The organism is Natronobacillus azotifigens, from assembly GCF_026805325.1.
Taxonomy (GTDB): Bacteria; Bacillota; Bacilli; order Bacillales; family Amphibacillaceae; genus Natronobacillus; species Natronobacillus azotifigens.
The window spans coordinates 83,846-101,764 of record NZ_JAPRAT010000007.1; the positions used below are offsets into that span (position 1 = coordinate 83,846).

15 protein-coding genes are annotated in these 17,919 nt (G+C 36.1%); 14 read left to right on the forward strand and 1 reads right to left on the reverse strand.

The window, feature by feature from the left end; genetic code table 11:
* Positions 1–202: 202 nt before the first annotated feature.
* The 9 genes from mutS to glnA all read left to right on the forward strand — a co-directional run bounded on the left by mutS (position 203) and on the right by glnA (position 11,632).
* Positions 203–2,797 (forward strand): DNA mismatch repair protein MutS, encoded by a 2,595-nt coding sequence (gene mutS / locus OWO01_RS05340; RefSeq protein ID WP_268779401.1) that lies wholly within the window; start codon positions 203–205, stop codon positions 2,795–2,797.
* Positions 2,798–2,799: 2 nt separating this feature from the next.
* Entirely contained in the window at positions 2,800–4,659 is a 1,860-nt protein-coding gene (gene mutL / locus OWO01_RS05345; protein ID WP_336283769.1) for a DNA mismatch repair endonuclease MutL, read from the forward strand.
* A gap of 46 nt (positions 4,660–4,705) precedes the next feature.
* On the forward strand, positions 4,706–5,641 hold the full coding sequence (gene miaA, locus OWO01_RS05350) for a tRNA (adenosine(37)-N6)-dimethylallyltransferase MiaA (protein WP_268779402.1): 936 nt from the start codon (positions 4,706–4,708) through the stop codon (positions 5,639–5,641).
* Positions 5,642–5,682: 41 nt separating this feature from the next.
* On the forward strand, positions 5,683–5,907 hold the full coding sequence (hfq, locus tag OWO01_RS05355; RefSeq protein WP_268779403.1) for an RNA chaperone Hfq: 225 nt from the start codon (positions 5,683–5,685) through the stop codon (positions 5,905–5,907).
* Positions 5,908–6,145: 238 nt separating this feature from the next.
* Entirely contained in the window at positions 6,146–7,054 is a 909-nt protein-coding gene (locus OWO01_RS05360) for an AAA family ATPase (protein ID WP_268779404.1), read from the forward strand.
* 86 nt (positions 7,055–7,140) lie between these two features.
* The gene (gene hflX, locus OWO01_RS05365; RefSeq protein WP_268779405.1) at positions 7,141–8,367 is read left to right on the forward strand and encodes a GTPase HflX; all 1,227 of its coding nucleotides are present in this window, start codon (positions 7,141–7,143) and stop codon (positions 8,365–8,367) included.
* Between the two features lie 55 nt (positions 8,368–8,422).
* Complete coding sequence (locus OWO01_RS05370) at positions 8,423–9,682, forward strand: methionine gamma-lyase family protein (RefSeq protein ID WP_268779406.1); 1,260 nt, start codon at positions 8,423–8,425, stop codon at positions 9,680–9,682.
* 194 nt (positions 9,683–9,876) lie between these two features.
* A complete protein-coding gene (locus OWO01_RS05375; RefSeq protein WP_268779407.1) occupies positions 9,877–10,272 on the forward strand; it encodes a MerR family transcriptional regulator in 396 nt (131 codons plus the stop codon).
* Between the two features lie 25 nt (positions 10,273–10,297).
* Positions 10,298–11,632, forward strand: a complete 1,335-nt coding sequence (gene glnA / locus OWO01_RS05380) for a type I glutamate--ammonia ligase (RefSeq protein ID WP_268779408.1) — start codon at positions 10,298–10,300, stop codon at positions 11,630–11,632.
* Positions 11,633–11,682: 50 nt separating this feature from the next.
* Here glnA and OWO01_RS05385 read toward each other — a convergent pair whose 3' ends face one another.
* Positions 11,683–12,030 (reverse strand): protein YmzB, encoded by a 348-nt coding sequence (locus tag OWO01_RS05385; protein ID WP_268779409.1) that lies wholly within the window; start codon positions 12,028–12,030, stop codon positions 11,683–11,685.
* A gap of 377 nt (positions 12,031–12,407) precedes the next feature.
* Here OWO01_RS05385 and OWO01_RS05390 point away from each other — a divergent pair, with 377 nt between their 5' ends.
* The 5 genes from OWO01_RS05390 (at position 12,408) to OWO01_RS05410 (ending at position 17,753) form a co-directional block, all read left to right on the forward strand.
* A complete protein-coding gene (locus tag OWO01_RS05390; RefSeq protein ID WP_268779410.1) occupies positions 12,408–12,932 on the forward strand; it encodes a hypothetical protein in 525 nt (174 codons plus the stop codon).
* 224 nt (positions 12,933–13,156) lie between these two features.
* Positions 13,157–15,649, forward strand: coding sequence for a heavy metal translocating P-type ATPase (locus OWO01_RS05395; protein WP_268779411.1), 2,493 nt, complete (start codon positions 13,157–13,159; stop codon positions 15,647–15,649).
* Between the two features lie 99 nt (positions 15,650–15,748).
* Complete coding sequence (locus OWO01_RS05400) at positions 15,749–16,189, forward strand: CopY/TcrY family copper transport repressor (protein WP_429352230.1); 441 nt, start codon at positions 15,749–15,751, stop codon at positions 16,187–16,189.
* Positions 16,190–16,404: 215 nt separating this feature from the next.
* Positions 16,405–16,614 (forward strand): heavy-metal-associated domain-containing protein, encoded by a 210-nt coding sequence (locus OWO01_RS05405; protein ID WP_268779413.1) that lies wholly within the window; start codon positions 16,405–16,407, stop codon positions 16,612–16,614.
* Between the two features lie 137 nt (positions 16,615–16,751).
* The gene (locus tag OWO01_RS05410) at positions 16,752–17,753 is read left to right on the forward strand and encodes an LLM class flavin-dependent oxidoreductase (RefSeq protein ID WP_268779414.1); all 1,002 of its coding nucleotides are present in this window, start codon (positions 16,752–16,754) and stop codon (positions 17,751–17,753) included.
* Positions 17,754–17,919: the final 166 nt, after the last annotated feature.

Sequence of the window (17,919 nt, forward strand, 5' to 3'; positions counted from 1 at the left end):
ATGATTGGAGGTTGATTCAGTGGGATAATTATAAAAATTTTAGATGAAATTTTTTAGAGAGAAAAGACTTAAATAAATGGAGTCTTTTTTTATGTTTAAAATCTAAGTTTAATTGTTCGTTAATTCATTGACATCCTGCAAAAAGGATTGCTTGATATGCTATAATAGAAACCATGAAATTACTTGGCTGGAGGCAATACATATGGCAAATTACACACCAATGATCGAACAATATTTAAAGATAAAAGCAAATAATAGAGATAGTTTTCTCTTTTTTCGCCTTGGTGACTTTTATGAAATGTTTTTTGATGATGCAATCAAAGCATCAAGAGAATTAGAGATTACTTTAACAAGCAGAGATGGGGGAGGAACGGAAAGGATCCCGATGTGCGGTGTACCTTATCATTCTGCCGCGAACTATATTAAAAATCTCGTTGAAAAAGGTTACAAAGTGGCGATCTGTGAACAAGTAGAAGATCCAAAAGAAGCAAAAGGTGTGGTGAAGCGAGAAGTCGTCCAATTGATTACACCTGGTACAGTAATGGAAGGGAATATGTTAGATGAGAAGGAGAATAATTATTTAGCAAGCATTAGTCAATTTGATCTCGATACGTTTGTTCTTACATACAATGATTTATCTACTGGGGAAAATAGTGCAGCTATCATAGAAACAGGATGGGAACGTGTGGTGAGTGAACTGTTTAATCGTCCCATTAAAGAAATTGTAATAGCTAAAGATTTGCCTGAAGCATTTCAACAAGATTTAATGGAGCGTTTACAGGTAACCTTATCTTTTGCAGAGAACACGGAGATTAGTTCTGAACTAACTCAATTGGTTGATCACTTAACAGATAGCCGACTAAAGCAAGGCTTTGCGCGCTTGTATCATTACATCCAATCGACACAACAGAGAGCACTAGATCATTTAAAACCAGTTCAATTTATTGAACTAAATGAGTACATGATGTTAGATATGTACTCCAAGCGTAATCTTGAATTAACAGAAACGATTATGAAAAAAGGAAAGCAAGGAAGCTTACTATGGGTGCTTGATCAAACAGTTACTGCAATGGGAGCACGAAAATTAAAGAAATGGTTAGAACGACCGCTACTTAACCACCGATTGTTAGATCAACGGTATCAAATAGTAGAAGGATTTATGGAAGATTTCATGTCAAGAGAAGCAGTGCGGGAAACGTTAAAATCGATTTATGACTTAGAACGTTTAGCCGGTAGAGTTGCTTTTGGAAATGTAAATGGCCGTGATCTATTGCAGCTAAAAAACTCGTTAGAAAAAGTACCGCAACTACTATCAATCTTGCTTGCATGTAATCAAAAAGAAATAAACAATCTAGCGAAAACAATCGATCCTATCCAGGAACTTAAGACATTATTAGAAAACAGTCTTGAGCAAGATCCGCCTTTAACGATCAAAGAGGGCGGTATAATTAAGACGGGCTTCCATGAACAACTTGATGAATATCGAGATGCAGCCAAAAACGGGAAGCAATGGATCGCAGAGTTAGAACAACAAGAAAAGAAAGCAACGAATATCAAATCATTGAAGATTGGCTATAACCGTGTGTTTGGTTATTATATTGAAGTTACAAAAGCAAACCTACATCTGTTACCAGAAGGTAAATATGAACGAAAACAAACGTTAACAAATGCAGAACGTTATATCACTCCTGAACTGAAAGAAAAAGAGAGTTTAATTTTGACCGCTCAAGAAAAGAGTGTCGATTTAGAGTATAGATTGTTTCTTGAATTACGTGAGCAAGTAAAGGCATATATCCCTCAGTTACAACATCTTGCTGATCAAATTAGCGAAATTGATGTTTATCAAGGATTTGCCACTATTAGTGAACAACAAGCGTATGTGCGACCAACCTTTAATAAAAATCGGTCGATCGCAATTGTGAAAGGTCGCCATCCAGTAGTAGAGAAGGTAATGAAAGATGGAATGTATGTACCGAACGATGTAACGATGAATGAATCGACGGATATGTTATTGATTACTGGTCCGAACATGTCCGGTAAAAGTACGTATATGCGTCAACTAGCTCTTATCACGATCATGGCTCAAATTGGTTGTTTTGTACCATGCGAGTCCGCCAGTTTACCTGTATTTGATAAAATTTTTACAAGAATCGGTGCTGCCGATGATTTGGTCGCTGGTCAAAGTACGTTTATGGTAGAAATGTTAGAAGCAAATCATGCGTTAACTAATGCCACGGAAAATAGTCTAATCTTATTGGATGAAATTGGACGAGGTACAAGTACGTATGATGGCATGGCTCTCGCCCAAGCGATTATTGAATATGTCCATGATCAAGTAGGTGCTAAAACCTTATTCTCTACACACTATCATGAATTAACAGCTTTAGAAGAAACATTAAGTAACTTAAAAAACATCCATGTTCGAGCAGAGGAGTTTGAAGGACGAGTCGTATTCTTACATCAAATCCAATCAGGAGCTGCAGACGAAAGCTACGGAATTCATGTTGCTAAACTGGCAGCCTTACCAGAACCATTGATTGATCGAGCTACGATCATTTTAAAAGAATTAGAAGAGAAACAAGGAAAAGAAAAAAAAGCGGAAGTTATTCAAACAGATGAATCTCAGTTAAGTTTTTTCGTAAGTGAACCAAGCTTAAATCAATCAAGAGAACACCAATCGAAGAGTGAACAACATTTACGAAAAGAATTGCAACAATTAAAGTTAATGGAAATGACTCCAATGGAAGCAATGAACGCACTTTATCAATTACAAAAAAAAGCAAGTGAGGAGGGATAAAAGTGAAAATATTTCCGATGCCAGATTTACTAGCGAACAAAATAGCCGCTGGTGAAGTAGTCGAACGCCCGGCTTCTGTTGTGAAAGAATTAATCGAAAATAGTATCGATGCCGGTAGTACTTCGATCAAGTTGGAAATAGAAGAAGCAGGGTTAAAACGGATAAAAATTACCGATAATGGTATAGGGATGGAAGCAGAGGATGCTGAACGTGCCTTCTTACGTCATGCTACAAGTAAAATTAGCACAGAGAATGACTTGTTTCATGTTCGTACATTAGGTTTTCGAGGAGAAGCACTGGCCTCTATTGCTGCTGTAAGTCAATTAACGTTAAAAACATCTACTGGAGAAGGTGCGGGAACCATTTTGAAGTTAGAATCAGGAAAAGTGGTTGAACGCGATAAGAGTGATGCTCGTCAGGGAACAGAAATCACAGTAGACGCTCTATTTTATAACACCCCTGCACGATTAAAGTATATGAAAACCATTCATACAGAATTAGGTCACATTACCGATGTCGTAAATCGGATGGCATTATCTCATGCGAACATCCGATTCGAACTTTACCATAACGGGAAAAATCTATTTCAAACAAGTGGGCGAGGTGATTTGCTACAAATCATTGCACAAGTTTACGGCGTTAGTGTAGCGAAAAAAATGATCCCCGTTTCTTATCAAACACTTGATTATACGGTGAAAGGATACATTGCTAAACCCGAAGTGACACGAGCATCACGTAATTATATATCAACCATTGTTAATGGTCGGTATATACGCAGCATTCCATTAAATAAAGCGATTTCTAACGGCTATCATACTTTGTTGCCGATTGGTCGACATCCAATTGTTGTTTTAGCTATTGAGATGGATCCTATTTTAGTTGATGTTAATGTACATCCGGCGAAATTGGAAGTTCGGTTTAGTAAAGATAAAGAACTATTTCAAGCGGTTGAAGAGACGATTCGACAAGCCTTTCGTAAAGAAACACTAATTCCAGAAGCTAGCCAGAAGAAGGAAACGAAGCAAGAGAGCTCACAGTCTCAATTTTCATTTGAGTATACGAAAGAAGCAGATTTTGTTAAAGAAACACAGAACCCACCAGAAAAAACGGATAGTAATTTCTCGGATGAAATTGTATTACCATCAAATATAGATGATCAGTTGAATCATTTTCCCGAGATGGAAATAAAGAAAGAAATGTCGGGTGAAGGTAAACAGAATAACTATAATACCGATTTAGATGTAGAGGAAGAGAGGGAAGAAGAATTCCTCGATGCAGATCGCATTCCCGTAATGTATCCAATCGGACAGCATCACGGAACTTATATTTTAGCAGAAAATGAAGAAGGTTTTTACATGATTGATCAACACGCAGCACAGGAGCGTGTGAAATATGAATATTTTCGAGATAAAATTGGTGAAGTTTCGAACGAATTACAGGAACTACTTTTTCCTTTAACATTTGATTTCTCGAGTAAAGAAGCTCTTTTAATTGAACATTATCAAGAAGAGTTAAAACAGGTAGGGTTGTTTTTTGAACATTTTGGTCAACAAACGTACATTATTCGAGCGCACCCGCAGTGGTTTCCAACTGGATATGAGGAAGAAATTATTCGTGATATTATTGCACAAGTTATGGAAAATGAAAAGATTGACCTTGCTAAGCTAAGAGAAGAAGCGGCAATTTTAATGTCATGTAAACGATCGATTAAAGCGAATCATTATTTAACAAAAGACGATATGTTCCAATTATTAGAGGACTTAAGAAAATCAACAGATCCTTTCACTTGTCCACATGGTCGACCAATTCTTATTCATTTTTCTGGATATGAAATAGAAAAAATGTTTAAAAGAATCATGTAAGAGAGATAAATCACATATATGCTGAAGATCAGTAAGGGGAATGTCAATGAAGGAAATAGTAATAGGTGTAGTGGGACCTACAGCTGTAGGGAAAACAAGTCTTAGTGTAGAAATAGCCAAGGCGTTTAATGGCGAAGTGATTAGTGGGGATTCTATGCAAATTTATCGTGGAATGGACATTGGAACGGCTAAAGTTACGGAAGAAGAACAAGAGGGAATTCCACATCATATGTTAGATATAAGATCCCCAGATGAAAGTTTTTCTGTTGCAGAATTTCAAACGAATGTAAAAAGATACGTTCAGGAAATAACCTCCCGAGGAAACTTACCAATTATTGCTGGAGGTACAGGCTTATATATTGAAGCAGCCTTATATGACTATCAATTTGCAGACCAGAAGCGAGATGAAAGTTTACAAGCCCGTATTGAAAAAGAGATTGAAACAAACGGTATGGACGTCATATACGAACGATTAAGAAAAGTAGATCCAGAACAGGCTGAAAAAATCCATCCGAATAATGTACGACGAGTAATTCGTGCCTTGGAAGTATACGAGCGGACAGGATCTACCATGTCCGAGATGCATCAGAAACAATCAAAGACTTCTCCCTATCATCCTATTTTAATTGGCTTAGAAATGGAACGAAGTCTATTATATGATAGAATTAATCATCGAGTAGATTTGATGATGACTGAGGGTTTATTGGAGGAAGTAAAGCGATTTTATCAGCAAGGATTAGAGGATGCTCAAGCAATGCAAGCAATTGGATATAAAGAGTTTATTCCTTATTTTAAAGGGCATTATTCTTTAACAGAAGCGGTTGAATTACTAAAACGAAATTCGAGAAGATATGCCAAGAGACAATATACGTGGTTTAAAAATAAAATGAATGTTCACTGGTACTCTATTAACCCGGAAGAAAAAAATGAAAAATTTCAAATTATTTTAAATGATTTAGCAGGAATGATTAAGAAAACGTAGAAATATTATATATTAGAGATAGAAAGAGGAGGATATATATCATGGCTCAGTCTGTAAATATTCAAGATCAATACTTAAATTCTTTAAGAAGAGACCATATTCAAGTTACGGTGTTCTTAACAAATGGCTTTCAATTAAGAGGTGTAGTGAAAGCATTTGATAACTTCACCGTCTTATTGGAAACAGAAGGCAAGCAACAACTTATTTTCAAACATGCAATTTCAACGTTTTCACCTGCAAAAAATGTTCAGTTGGATAAAGAATAAAACAAAAAAGAACACCGATTTGGTGTTCTTTTTATGTTGTTTTTTTAAATAAATAAGCGATTACTGTGTGTTATTGATGATCGTAAACCCTTCAAATATAATTATCTCACTTAACAAAAATTTATTAACAACCGAGCATGGTATACTCAGTTTATGAATTTTTTGATTAAAAATTTGGGCGTTTGTCACAAGATTACAGGATCCTGCGTATACTATAGAGAGTGAGGAGTGTGATATCGTGGAGACACAGAGTTCCCCTTTGAGACAAAATCAAATCAACATTGTCCTTCATGACAAACGCGTTACACCGACAAGTAATAACAAAAAAGCTGTCAATCCTTTTCAACCAATTGATGATGCATTTGCGGATTTTGTTGGTCTAAAACAGTTTAAAGAAAATATTAAAGAAGTGTATGCCAATGTGCAAATTAACTTACAAAGAGAAAAAGCAGGACTAAAAACAAAAAAACAAGTTTTACACATGCTGTTTAAAGGGAATCCTGGTACAGGAAAGACAACTGTGGCTCGACAATTAGCTGAACTATTTCATGATCTAAATATGTTATCGAAAGGTCATTTTATTGAAGCTGAACGAGCAGATTTAGTTGGCGAATATATTGGCCAAACAGCAAACAAAACACGTGAATTAGTAGAAAAAGCATTAGGGGGCATTTTATTTATTGATGAAGCTTATTCCCTTGCAAGAGGTGGGGAGAAAGATTTTGGAAAAGAAGCCATTGATACATTGGTGAAGCAAATGGAAGATTACCATCAAGACTTCATTCTTATTTTAGCGGGCTATCCACACGAAATGGATTATTTCTTATCAACGAATCCAGGCTTAGCCTCTCGATTCCCAATGATTCTCGATTTTGAAGATTACACGGTTGAACAATTAATAAAGATTGCAAAACAAATGGCTCAGGAACGAGATTATCAGTTATCAAAGGAAGCAGAGTGGAAATTAACAAGATACTTAACGAACGAAAGAAATTCTCATCATCGTGAAAAGTTTGCCAATGCTCGCTTGATTCGGAATATCATTGAACAGACGATTCGAAAACAGTCAATGCGTTTAATGAGTGAACATAGTTATTCCACAGAACAATTGATGCTATTAATAGGCAGTGATCTTTGTTTAACATGATGAATGAACGAAATTACTTATCGAATGTGCTGACTTTTGATAAAATATAACTATTGATGTATGGAATAGAAACGAGGATGTCTAACATGGAAGAAAATGTACTAATTATTGCAGTCCAAAAAAAATTAGATGATGAAACAAGGTTTCACTACTCTTTAGAGGAGTTAAAATCTTTAACAGAAACAGCAAAAGGTATTGTTGTAGATAGTGTTATCCAAAAGCGGGATCGTGCGCATCCCGCTCTTTATCTTGGAACAGGAAAGCTAGAAGAAGTCGAGGAAATAATTGAAGAGAAGGAGATTGACTTATTAATTGCTAATGATGAATTATCTGCTTCACAAATGAGAAATTTGCAAGAGCAATTCGATTTGCCGATCATTGATCGCAGCCAATTAATTCTAGACATATTTGCTAGTCGAGCAAAAACGAGTGAAGGAAAGCTACAAGTCGAATTGGCCCAATATCAGTATTTGTTACCGAGATTACATGGACAAGGTCATGCGATGTCAAGACTTGGTGGTGGAATTGGAACACGTGGTCCGGGTGAAACAAAACTAGAATCAGATCGAAGACACATTAATCGACGTATTGATGAGGTCAAACGTCGTCTAGCAACCGTTGTTAATCAACGAGAACAATATCGCAATCGTAGAAAAACGAACCATACGTTTCAAATTGCTATTGTAGGTTATACGAATGCAGGCAAATCGACCCTTTTCAATCGTTTAACTCGAAGTGATGCGTTTGAAGAGGACCAATTATTTGCAACATTAGACCCGATGTCTAGACAGATGAAATTACCATCAGGATTAACGGTTGTTATTACAGATACGGTTGGGTTTATGCAAGATCTTCCAACTGCTTTGATTGCGGCCTTTCGTTCCACGCTGGAAGAGGTGGCTGAAGCGGATTTTATTTATCACGTAGTTGATGCTTCACACCCAGATCAAGGGCAACATCAAGAAACGGTACTTTCTTTATTAAAAGAACTAAAAGCTGATCACATCCCGTCGCTTACTATCTATAACAAAAAAGATCTGATTCGAGCGGATTTTTTGCCAATAAATCAACCCGCCATAACGATTAGTGCGTTTGATGAAGCAGATCGTAAGCGACTATTGAATAAAACGCAAGAATCCATGAAGAATAATTGGAAACGTTATGAGTGTGTCATTTCGGCTTCTGACGGGAAAAAATTACAACAATATAGACAACATTCTATTATCGTTTCAGAAGAATTTACTGAATCATCTGAAACGTATCATTTAGAAGGTTATTTACCAGAAGACCACCCACTTCAACCAAAGCATTAATAACTGTAGTTTCTTATTAAATAAATTCTTTGTATAGAAGAGAGAGTATGTAATGATGTTAGAACAATTAATAGAACAGACAGAGTTAGATATCGAGACAGAACGGAAAAAAATTCAAAAAATTGCAGAAAAAAATCAGTTACGCGTTTTGAACGCTTTTCGTCAAGAACAAATCTCTGACAGCCATTTTCAAGCCACCACAGGTTATGGCTATGATGATTATGGAAGAGAAGGACTAGAAAGCGTATATGCTAATGTCTTTGCAGCTGAAGACGCCTTGGTTCGACCACAATTGATTTCAGGAACTCATGCGATCACAACTGCGTTGTTTGGTGTACTTCGACCAGGCGATGAGTTACTGTACATAACAGGATCACCTTATGATACTTTAGAAGAAGTTGTTGGTACTCGTGGTAATAACAAAGGTTCACTCATGGACTTTGGCATTACCTATCAAGCGATAGAATTAACAAAAGAAAAGGACCTAGATTGGGATGCGATAAAAAATACGATTGGTACACAAACGAAAGTGATCGCGATCCAACGCTCCAAAGGCTATGCAGATCGTCCATCTTTTACAATTGAAGAAATAAAAACAATGATCCAATTTGTAAAAGAAATAAAACAAGATGTGATCGTCTTTGTTGATAATTGTTACGGTGAGTTTGTTGAGGAATTCGAACCGACCCATGTTGGTGCAGATCTTATTGCTGGCTCACTAATTAAAAATCCAGGAGGAGGAATCGCAAGAATTGGTGGTTATATCGCGGGAAGAAAGGACTTGATTGAATTAGCTGCAAATCGATTGACTGCACCTGGACTAGGTAAAGAGACGGGTGCAAGTTTAGGTTTACTACAAGAATTATTTCAAGGTTTTTTTCTTGCGCCACATGTCGTTGGAGAAGCGCTTCAAGGGGCTTTATTTACTTCGCGCCTGCTTCAATTACTGGGGTTTCAAACAAGTCCGAATTATTTAACGAAGCGTACGGACCTGATACAATCGGTTACTTTTGATACACCTGAACAGATGGTAGCATTTTGTCAAGCTATTCAACATGCATCACCGATTAATGCTCACGTAACTCCACACCCGGCTCCTATGCCAGGGTATGAAAGTGATGTCATTATGGCGGCTGGAACTTTTATTCAAGGAGCTAGTTTGGAATTAACTGCTGATGGACCTATTCGTCCTCCTTACATGGCATTTGTGCAAGGAGGTTTAATTTATAGCCATGTGAAGTTAGCGATTATTGAGGCTGTGATGAAATTTCAAGATTTAGGATATATACCCAATCAAATAAATGCTCCTCTATAATTTTTTTTACGTGTAATCTTACCCATACATAGTACGTACCAAACGGATAACAAAGGGGTTTGTTTAATAGAAATAAATAAAAATAATAAATATTTTGAAAATTTTAATGTAAAGAAAGCTCACATCTGTTGACAATTATTATTCCGTATGTATAATAGAGTTATGGAAAGCAAGAGAGGAAAGGGGAGAATGTTATGAGTGATCAAGATAGACGTTCGACGCCCTTATTTTCCATTGGTATAGTCAAAGATTTGACTGATTTAACCGCTAGACAAATTCGTTATTATGAAGAGCATAATTTAGTTAACCCTGCTCGAACAGAAGGTAATCAACGGTTATTTTCCTTTAATGATGTCGATCGGTTGCTGGAAATTAAGGAATTGATTGAAAAAGGAATTAACCTTGCTGGTATTAAACAAGTATTACAATTGAAAGACTTACCTAGAACGGAGCAAGTAACTACTGACACAAAGCCAGAGTTGACAGAAAAAGAATTACGCAAATTCTTAAGAAACGAGTTGTTAGAGTCGGGTAGGTTAGGGAAAACCTCGTTGCGTCAAGGGGAACTCTCAAGGTTCTTCAAACAATAAAGATTAATTAAAGGAGAGGACAGTCATGGGAAAATTTACAAGAGAACAAATCAAACAGAAAATCAAGGAGGAAAACGTTAAGTTTATACGTCTTCAGTTTACAGATTTACTGGGAACAATTAAAAACGTTGAGATTCCTCTAAGTCAACTAGACAAAGCACTTGATAATGAAATGGTATTTGATGGTTCTTCCATTGAAGGTTTTGTACGTATTGAAGAGTCAGACATGAAGCTTTATCCAGATATCGATACTTTTGTTGTATTTCCTTGGACATCAGAAAAAGGAAAAGTAGCACGTTTTATCTGTGATATTTATAATACAGATGGTACTCCATTTGGTGGTTGCCCACGTGTCAACTTGAAGAAAAACCTTAAGAAGATGGAAGAAATGGGTTTCACTACATTCAATATTGGTACCGAGCCAGAATTTTTCCTTTTCAAATTAGATGAAAAAGGTGAACCAACACTGGACTTAAATGATAAGGGTGGATATTTTGACCTTGCACCTACAGATTTAGGGGAAAACTGTCGTCGTGATATCGTTCTAGAATTAGAAGAGATGGGCTTTGAAATTGAAGCATCTCACCACGAGGTTGCACCAGGTCAACATGAAATTGATTTCAAATACTCAGATGCAGTGAAACATGCAGATGATATTCAAACATTTAAATTAGTGGTAAAAACAATTGCTCGTAAACACGGTTTACATGCAACGTTTATGCCAAAACCATTGTTTGGTGTAAATGGTTCAGGTATGCACTGTAACATGTCACTATTTAAAGACAAAACAAATACATTCTTGGATGAATCAGGTGAGTTACAGTTAAGTAAAACAGCTTACCAGTTTATCGCGGGTATCATTGATCACGCACAATCGTTTACTGCTGTAACAAATCCAACAGTTAACTCTTATAAACGATTGGTTCCAGGTTATGAAGCGCCTTGTTATGTAGCATGGTCAGGTTCAAACAGAAGTCCTTTAATTCGAATTCCTGCATCTCGTGGATTAAGTACACGTGTTGAAGTTCGAAGTGTTGACCCTTCAGCTAACCCATACTTAGCACTAGCTGTATTATTAGCATCTGGACTAGACGGAATTGAAAGAAACTTAAAAGCACCTACTTCAGTGGATCGTAACATCTATGTGATGGATAAAGAAGAAAGAGAAGCTAATGGTGTTAAAGATTTACCAGCAACGTTATACGATGCACTTGTTAATCTACAAAAAGATGACATTGTTACGTCTGCGTTAGGTGATCACCTATGTGAACACTTTATTGAGTCTAAAGAAATCGAATGGGATATGTTCCGCACCCAAGTACACCCATGGGAAAGAGAGCAGTACCTACAGACTTATTAATATTCATAGAAAAACTCCTTGTTAAATTAATTTATCAAGGAGTTTTTGTTTTACACAAGTTCAATTGTATACGTACCACGGTCAGTGATTAGGCGAAACTTTTCTTCATTATATTGATAAAGGGTCGAATCCTCAAGCGGTATCTCATAAGAGGACAGAGGTAGCTCTTCGTATGTTTGTTTTGTTGTTTCAACTTCTCCAGTACCGTTCAAGTGTAACGTGTGCATTGGTTGATAATCATCAATTCTTCGCGTGTTCGTTTCATAAGAAATAGATTTTATTGATAAAATTGCTTCATCATGGTCAGCTACTTCCTCTTTTGAAATTTTTATTTTCTTTCCGGCCCAACTTCTTATTCGATCGTTAAATTCTTCTACTGATAAGTGTTGCATTGTCATTTGATATCCCTCCTGTTTATATATTTTCCAGGAAGGATTCATACATACTGTTGTTTATCAATAAAATTTCATGTTATATTTGTGAAAGGTTATACAAACAAATGAAGTAATGATTATTTATAAGCATCCATTTTTTCATTGAAATAATAGTTATGTTATAGTTAATTAGAAATATTTATCTTTACTCTCTTTTTTAAATAACCTTATCATTTCAATGGTTTGAATAGATAGTCAATAGGAATTAAACATAAATAAATAGATTAAAAGCTTAAAAAGTAAAAAAATTCACAAAAAGTACACACATTTATTCAATCTTTATGTTAATATAATACGTGAATCAATTCACAAAAAAAGATAAATAGGGAGGAAAAAAAGAAATGAATTTAAAAAAGTTTTTAATGTTAGTATTAGTATTGGGGTTATTAACAGCATGTGCTATTGACGAGGACGAAAACACTTCAGGAAATGGCGATAATAATGATGCAGTTTCAGGTGCTACTCAAGTAGTTGTGGAAGATGAAGCGTCAATGTTAGAAGGTATTAGTGAAGATGGAGCTTGGATCATCATTTTTGAAGGTGATTTGACTACTGATGAAGAACTTGTTTTAGAAGGTGACTTCACACATAGAGACGAGCCAGCTCGTAAACTTGCTCTATATACACAAGATGATGATCGTGTAATTATTGATCAATTTACACTAACTGCACCACAACTTACAATTGCTAGTGAAAATACTAGACTTCAAGGTGGTACTTTTGTAGGGGATGTTTATGTAGAAGCTGAAGGTTTCTCAATTCCTGACGGTACAATTGACGGTAATGTGTACTTTGCTAGTGAAGAAGTACAAGAAGCAGCTGATTTAGACGGCGGTACTGTTACTGGTACAGTTGAAGTTCAATAATTCTTTTACATTTAAATCATAATAAACTATCAAAGTGGGTCTCTTTTTAAGAGATCCACTTTTTATTTTCATAGAATAGAAACCGTTATAATTGTACATACTCGAACAATTTGACTTATTTAAACACTATCGTTGACATTTGTAAACGATAGTTGTAAAATACATTTAAATCATGATTTAGTACTGAATTTTTTAAATGAAGTCAATAAAGGAGGATGTTGATAATGACTAGCGATAACAAAACCAATGAACTGGATAAAATAGAAAAAGTAACCTTGAAATTATCAGGGATGTCTTGTACAAATTGTGCAAATACCGTTGAAAAAGCATTGCACAAGACAGAAGGGGTTTCTGACGTCTCCGTTAATTATGCCGTCGAAAAAGCTTACGTTGATTATGATCCAACACAAGTATCTAAAGACGATTTGATTGCAACAGTAAAGCGTTCAGGGTACGAAGCAGAGACAAGTGAACAAGATAAAGATAAAAATGCAACGATGAAGATAGCTGGAATGTCTTGCTCTAGTTGTGCGCAAAGAGTGGAGAAGAACATAGCAAACCTTGAAGGTGTTTCAAAAGTCAATGTCAATTATGGAACAGAGAAAGCTAACGTGTCTTATAATCCACAGAAAGTAAAACTTACTGATCTAAAGCATGTTGTAGAAAAAACAGGCTATAAGGTTATAGAGGAGCAAGGAGATAATCAGCAAGGGAAAGATGCGGATGAAGAGAAGATGGAAACCGCAGCCAAAAAAATGTGGTCGTCTGTTGTATTCGCTAGTACGATCATGGCACTAATGATGGTGCATATGTTTATAATAGATATTCCATACTATTTCCCAATTATTTCAGTTCTTGCTTTTTTCCCAATTGTTATTATCGGTTGGGAAACACACGTGTCTTCTTGGAGAGCGGTACGAAATTTGAGTCCGAACATGGACACCCTTGTTACAATGGGTTCCATTATCCCATATGGGCTAAATTTACTTGGTTTTTGGTTGCCAATTAGCTCGTTCGTTGAAATGGCTGCTATGATTATGACCTTTCACATGGTTGGACGATTTTTGGAAGCAAAGGCAAAAGGAAAGGCATCCCAAGCGATTAAGAAATTACTTGAAATGGGTGCGAAAACTGCCCATATTCTCGTCGATGGAGTTGAAAAAGAAATACCGGTCGATGAATTACAACTTGGTGACGTTATGGTAATTAGACCTGGAGAAAAAGTTCCGACCGATGGCATTATTATCTCAGGAGAAAGTTCTTTAGATGAATCAATGGCCACAGGTGAGTCGCTACCAGTAAATCGAAAAGTTGATGATCAGGTTATTGGATCTACTATTAATAAGCAAGGAATGCTACATGTAAAGGCAACGAAAGTAGGGAAAGATACCTTCTTATCACAAGTGATAAAGATGGTTGAAGAGTGCCAAGGTTCGAAAGTGCCGATTCAAGAATTCGCTGATCGAGTTACTGGATTTTTTGTGCCAATAGTTATTCTTCTTTCCCTATCAGCATTTATCTTGTGGATGAGTTTTCCAGACTTTTTTGTTCCAATTTTACAGTACTTTAACTTTCCGTGGACTATGGTCGATTTACCAATACTGTCCTTATCTTTGTTAGCCATGATTGCTGTATTGGTCATTTCATGTCCATGTGCATTAGGTTTGGCGACACCAACTGCTATTATGGTTGGTAGTGGAAAAGGCGCTGAAAATGGTGTGTTAATTCGTCGAGGAGAAGCGATCCAGACGATTATGAATACGTCGATTATTGCTTTTGATAAGACGGGTACGTTGACAAAAGGGAAACCTGAAGTTACTGATATTTTATCTTATGGTGAATTTAGTGAAAAAGACGTTTTGTATTATGCAGCTAGTATTGAGGTTTCATCAGAACATCCATTAGGTCAATCAATTGTTGAACAAGCAAAAGCAAAAGATATTTCTTTAACCAGTGTGGAAAGTTTTTCTTCTATTACGGGTATGGGTGTGAAAGGAACCATTAATGACAAATCAGTTTTGATTGGGAATCGGAAATTAATGACCGAAAATAATATTGATCATCAGGCTATTGCCGATTCAATGGAGAAATTAGAGCATGAAGCAAAAACAGCAATGCTACTTGCTGTGGATGGAAAATTAGCAGGTATTGTAGCAGTAGCTGACACACTGAAAGATGATGCTGCTTTGGTTATTCAAGAATTAGAAAGCATGGGAATCAAAACAGCCATGATTACTGGAGACAATCAAAGAACAGCAAATGCAATCGCTAAAAAAGCTGGAATTAGTCGTGTGTTGGCTGAAGTGTTGCCGGACGGTAAGGTAGATGAGATTATTCGATTGCAAAAGGAATATGATACTGTGGCAATGGTTGGAGATGGAATTAATGATGCTCCTGCATTAAAGCAAGCAAATGTTGGTATTGCGATTGGAACGGGTACTGATATTGCGATCGAGGCGGCAGATATCACTTTAGTTCGTGGGGACTTAAGTTCAGTAATTTCAGCAATTAAACTGTCGAGAGCGACTTTTACAAAAATCAAACAAAATTATTTCTGGGCATGGTTTTATAATGGTACTGCAATCCCAGCGGCATTTTTCGGTTTGATTCATCCTATTGTGGGGGCAGCTGCTATGGCAATTAGTTCGATTAGTGTTGTGTTAAATTCTACTCAACTTCGAAAAGTGGATATCGATCCTTCCTATTATCGGAAATAATTCAATGGCAAACGGATGGATTGACAGTTATTTTTCACTTGTGTAATCTGAAAATATAAATAGAAATTTGATGATGAATAGATGGAGGTGTCTATATTGGTGACGGAAGATAAACCTAAAATAACAGATTCAGAATGGGAAGTAATGCGTGTTGTTTGGACATTAAGACAAGCCACTAGTAAAGATATCTGTGAAGTCTTGCAAGTCAAAAAAGATTGGAAGCAATCAACAACGAAAACTTTTATTGGTCGTCTCGTTAAAAAGGGAATGTTAAATACAAGATCAGAAGGAAAAAGGTTTTTGTATACAGCGGTAGTTAATGAAGATGAAAGCTTAAAAGCGGCAAAAGAAAGTTTTTTGGATAATGTCTGTAACAAACAAGTTGGAAAAACAATTACAAAGATGATCGCAGAAGCTACTTTAACTCATGAAGATATTCGATTATTAGAAGATATGATTGCTGAAAAGAAAAAAGAAGCAGTAGATGATATAACTTGTAACTGTGTTCCAGGGCAATGCAAGTGCAAAATGCATTGTTAAAAATAAACAGTGTTTGAATAAAGTGAAACTTTAATCAGTGTGGGTTTCTTAGCTGTTTTCCAACTGATTGTTATTAAAAAGAAATAGACACTTAAATCCTTCGGGATGCTAGCGTCCGTTGTTCCCACTTAAACATCTTAAATTTTTCTTCTTGTTAATAAGTGGGAGTCTTACGGAAGGTTGCTCAAGGATAAATTAAAATAGGAGTGAATTATATGGAAACAATTGTATTAAATGTAGAAGGTATATCTTGTAATCATTGTGTAGGGACAATTAAGGAAGCTTTGAGTGACCTTAACGGAGTGGAGCATACAAAAGTAAATATTGATGATGGAACTGTTGAAGTTGTATATGATAGTAAAGAAACAGAGGCACTTGCATTAGCAAAAGCTATTGAGCAAGCTGGTTATCGTGTAGCAAATTAAAATAGTCATGGAGCATTTTGAGATTAAATCATTTCTTGATTTAGTCTCTTTTTTATGAAATGAAGTGATTCTGTTTGAGCAGAATAGAATAAACTGATACGATGAAGAAAATATATTCAAAAGAGGAGATTAGCTCAATGGCAAAAATACAGATACCCTTATCCGTACTAAATTTAGCGCCTATTCGTAAAAATGAGGGAACAAAAGAAGCGATAGATGCAGCGGTTGATTTAGCTCAAGCTACTGAAGAAATGGGTTATGAGCGTTATTGGATTGCAGAACATCATAATACACCAACGTTGGTAAGTTCTGCGACTTCCATTCTAATAAAACATATTTTAGAACATACAAAAAAGATTCGGGTAGGGTCGGGCGGTATCATGTTGCCGAATCATGCACCCTTAATAGTAGCAGAGCAATTCGGTACAATGGCAACCTTATATCCAAACCGTGTAGATTTAGGTCTTGGCCGTGCTCCGGGTACTGATATGCGAACAGCTAAAGCTTTAAGGAGGACAAATAGTCAATCTGTTGAAAGCTTTCCGCACGATGTCGAATCATTGCTTACTTATTTTGGATCGAAAGAACAGCAAACAGGAATTAGTGCATATCCAGGGGTAAATACCAATGTTCCGATATACATTCTTGGATCGTCAACAGATTCAGCTGTTTTAGCTGCTAAACTAGGATTACCTTACGTATTTGCATCACATTTCGCTCCAAAAGAAATGGCAGCAGCGATATCAATTTATCGTGATCGTTTTCAACCATCTGACTATTTAGAAAAACCATATATGGTTGTGTGCTTGAATGTTATTGGAGCAGAGAGTGATGAGGAAGCGAGAATGGAATCGACAACGATGAAACAATTTTTCTTAAATGTTGTTCGAGGAACAGCCAATCCATTATTGCCTCCTGTGGAAAATATGGATGATTTATGGAGTGAACATGAAAAATTAATCGTTAATTCTATGTCTAGCGTAACCTTATTAGGAAGTAAACAATCGATTCAATCACAATTAACCCAATTTCAAACAGAGTTTGCTGTTGATGAAATTATGGCAGTTTCTTATATCTATGATCAAGAAAAGCAGAAACAATCTTATCGAATATTAAAAGAAGTAGTTGAAGGGAAATAACTTAATAAAAATAAGATCATTGAAACTTAGGAGAGTAATACTGTTAAAGCTTGCCTAATTTCAACCGTTGTAGTCTGTTGTGCAAATGAAATAATGTTTTATTGTGAATATTTCAACTTTAATTGAAAAAAATAAAAACAACAACGTATTTACAAAGGAGTGGTCG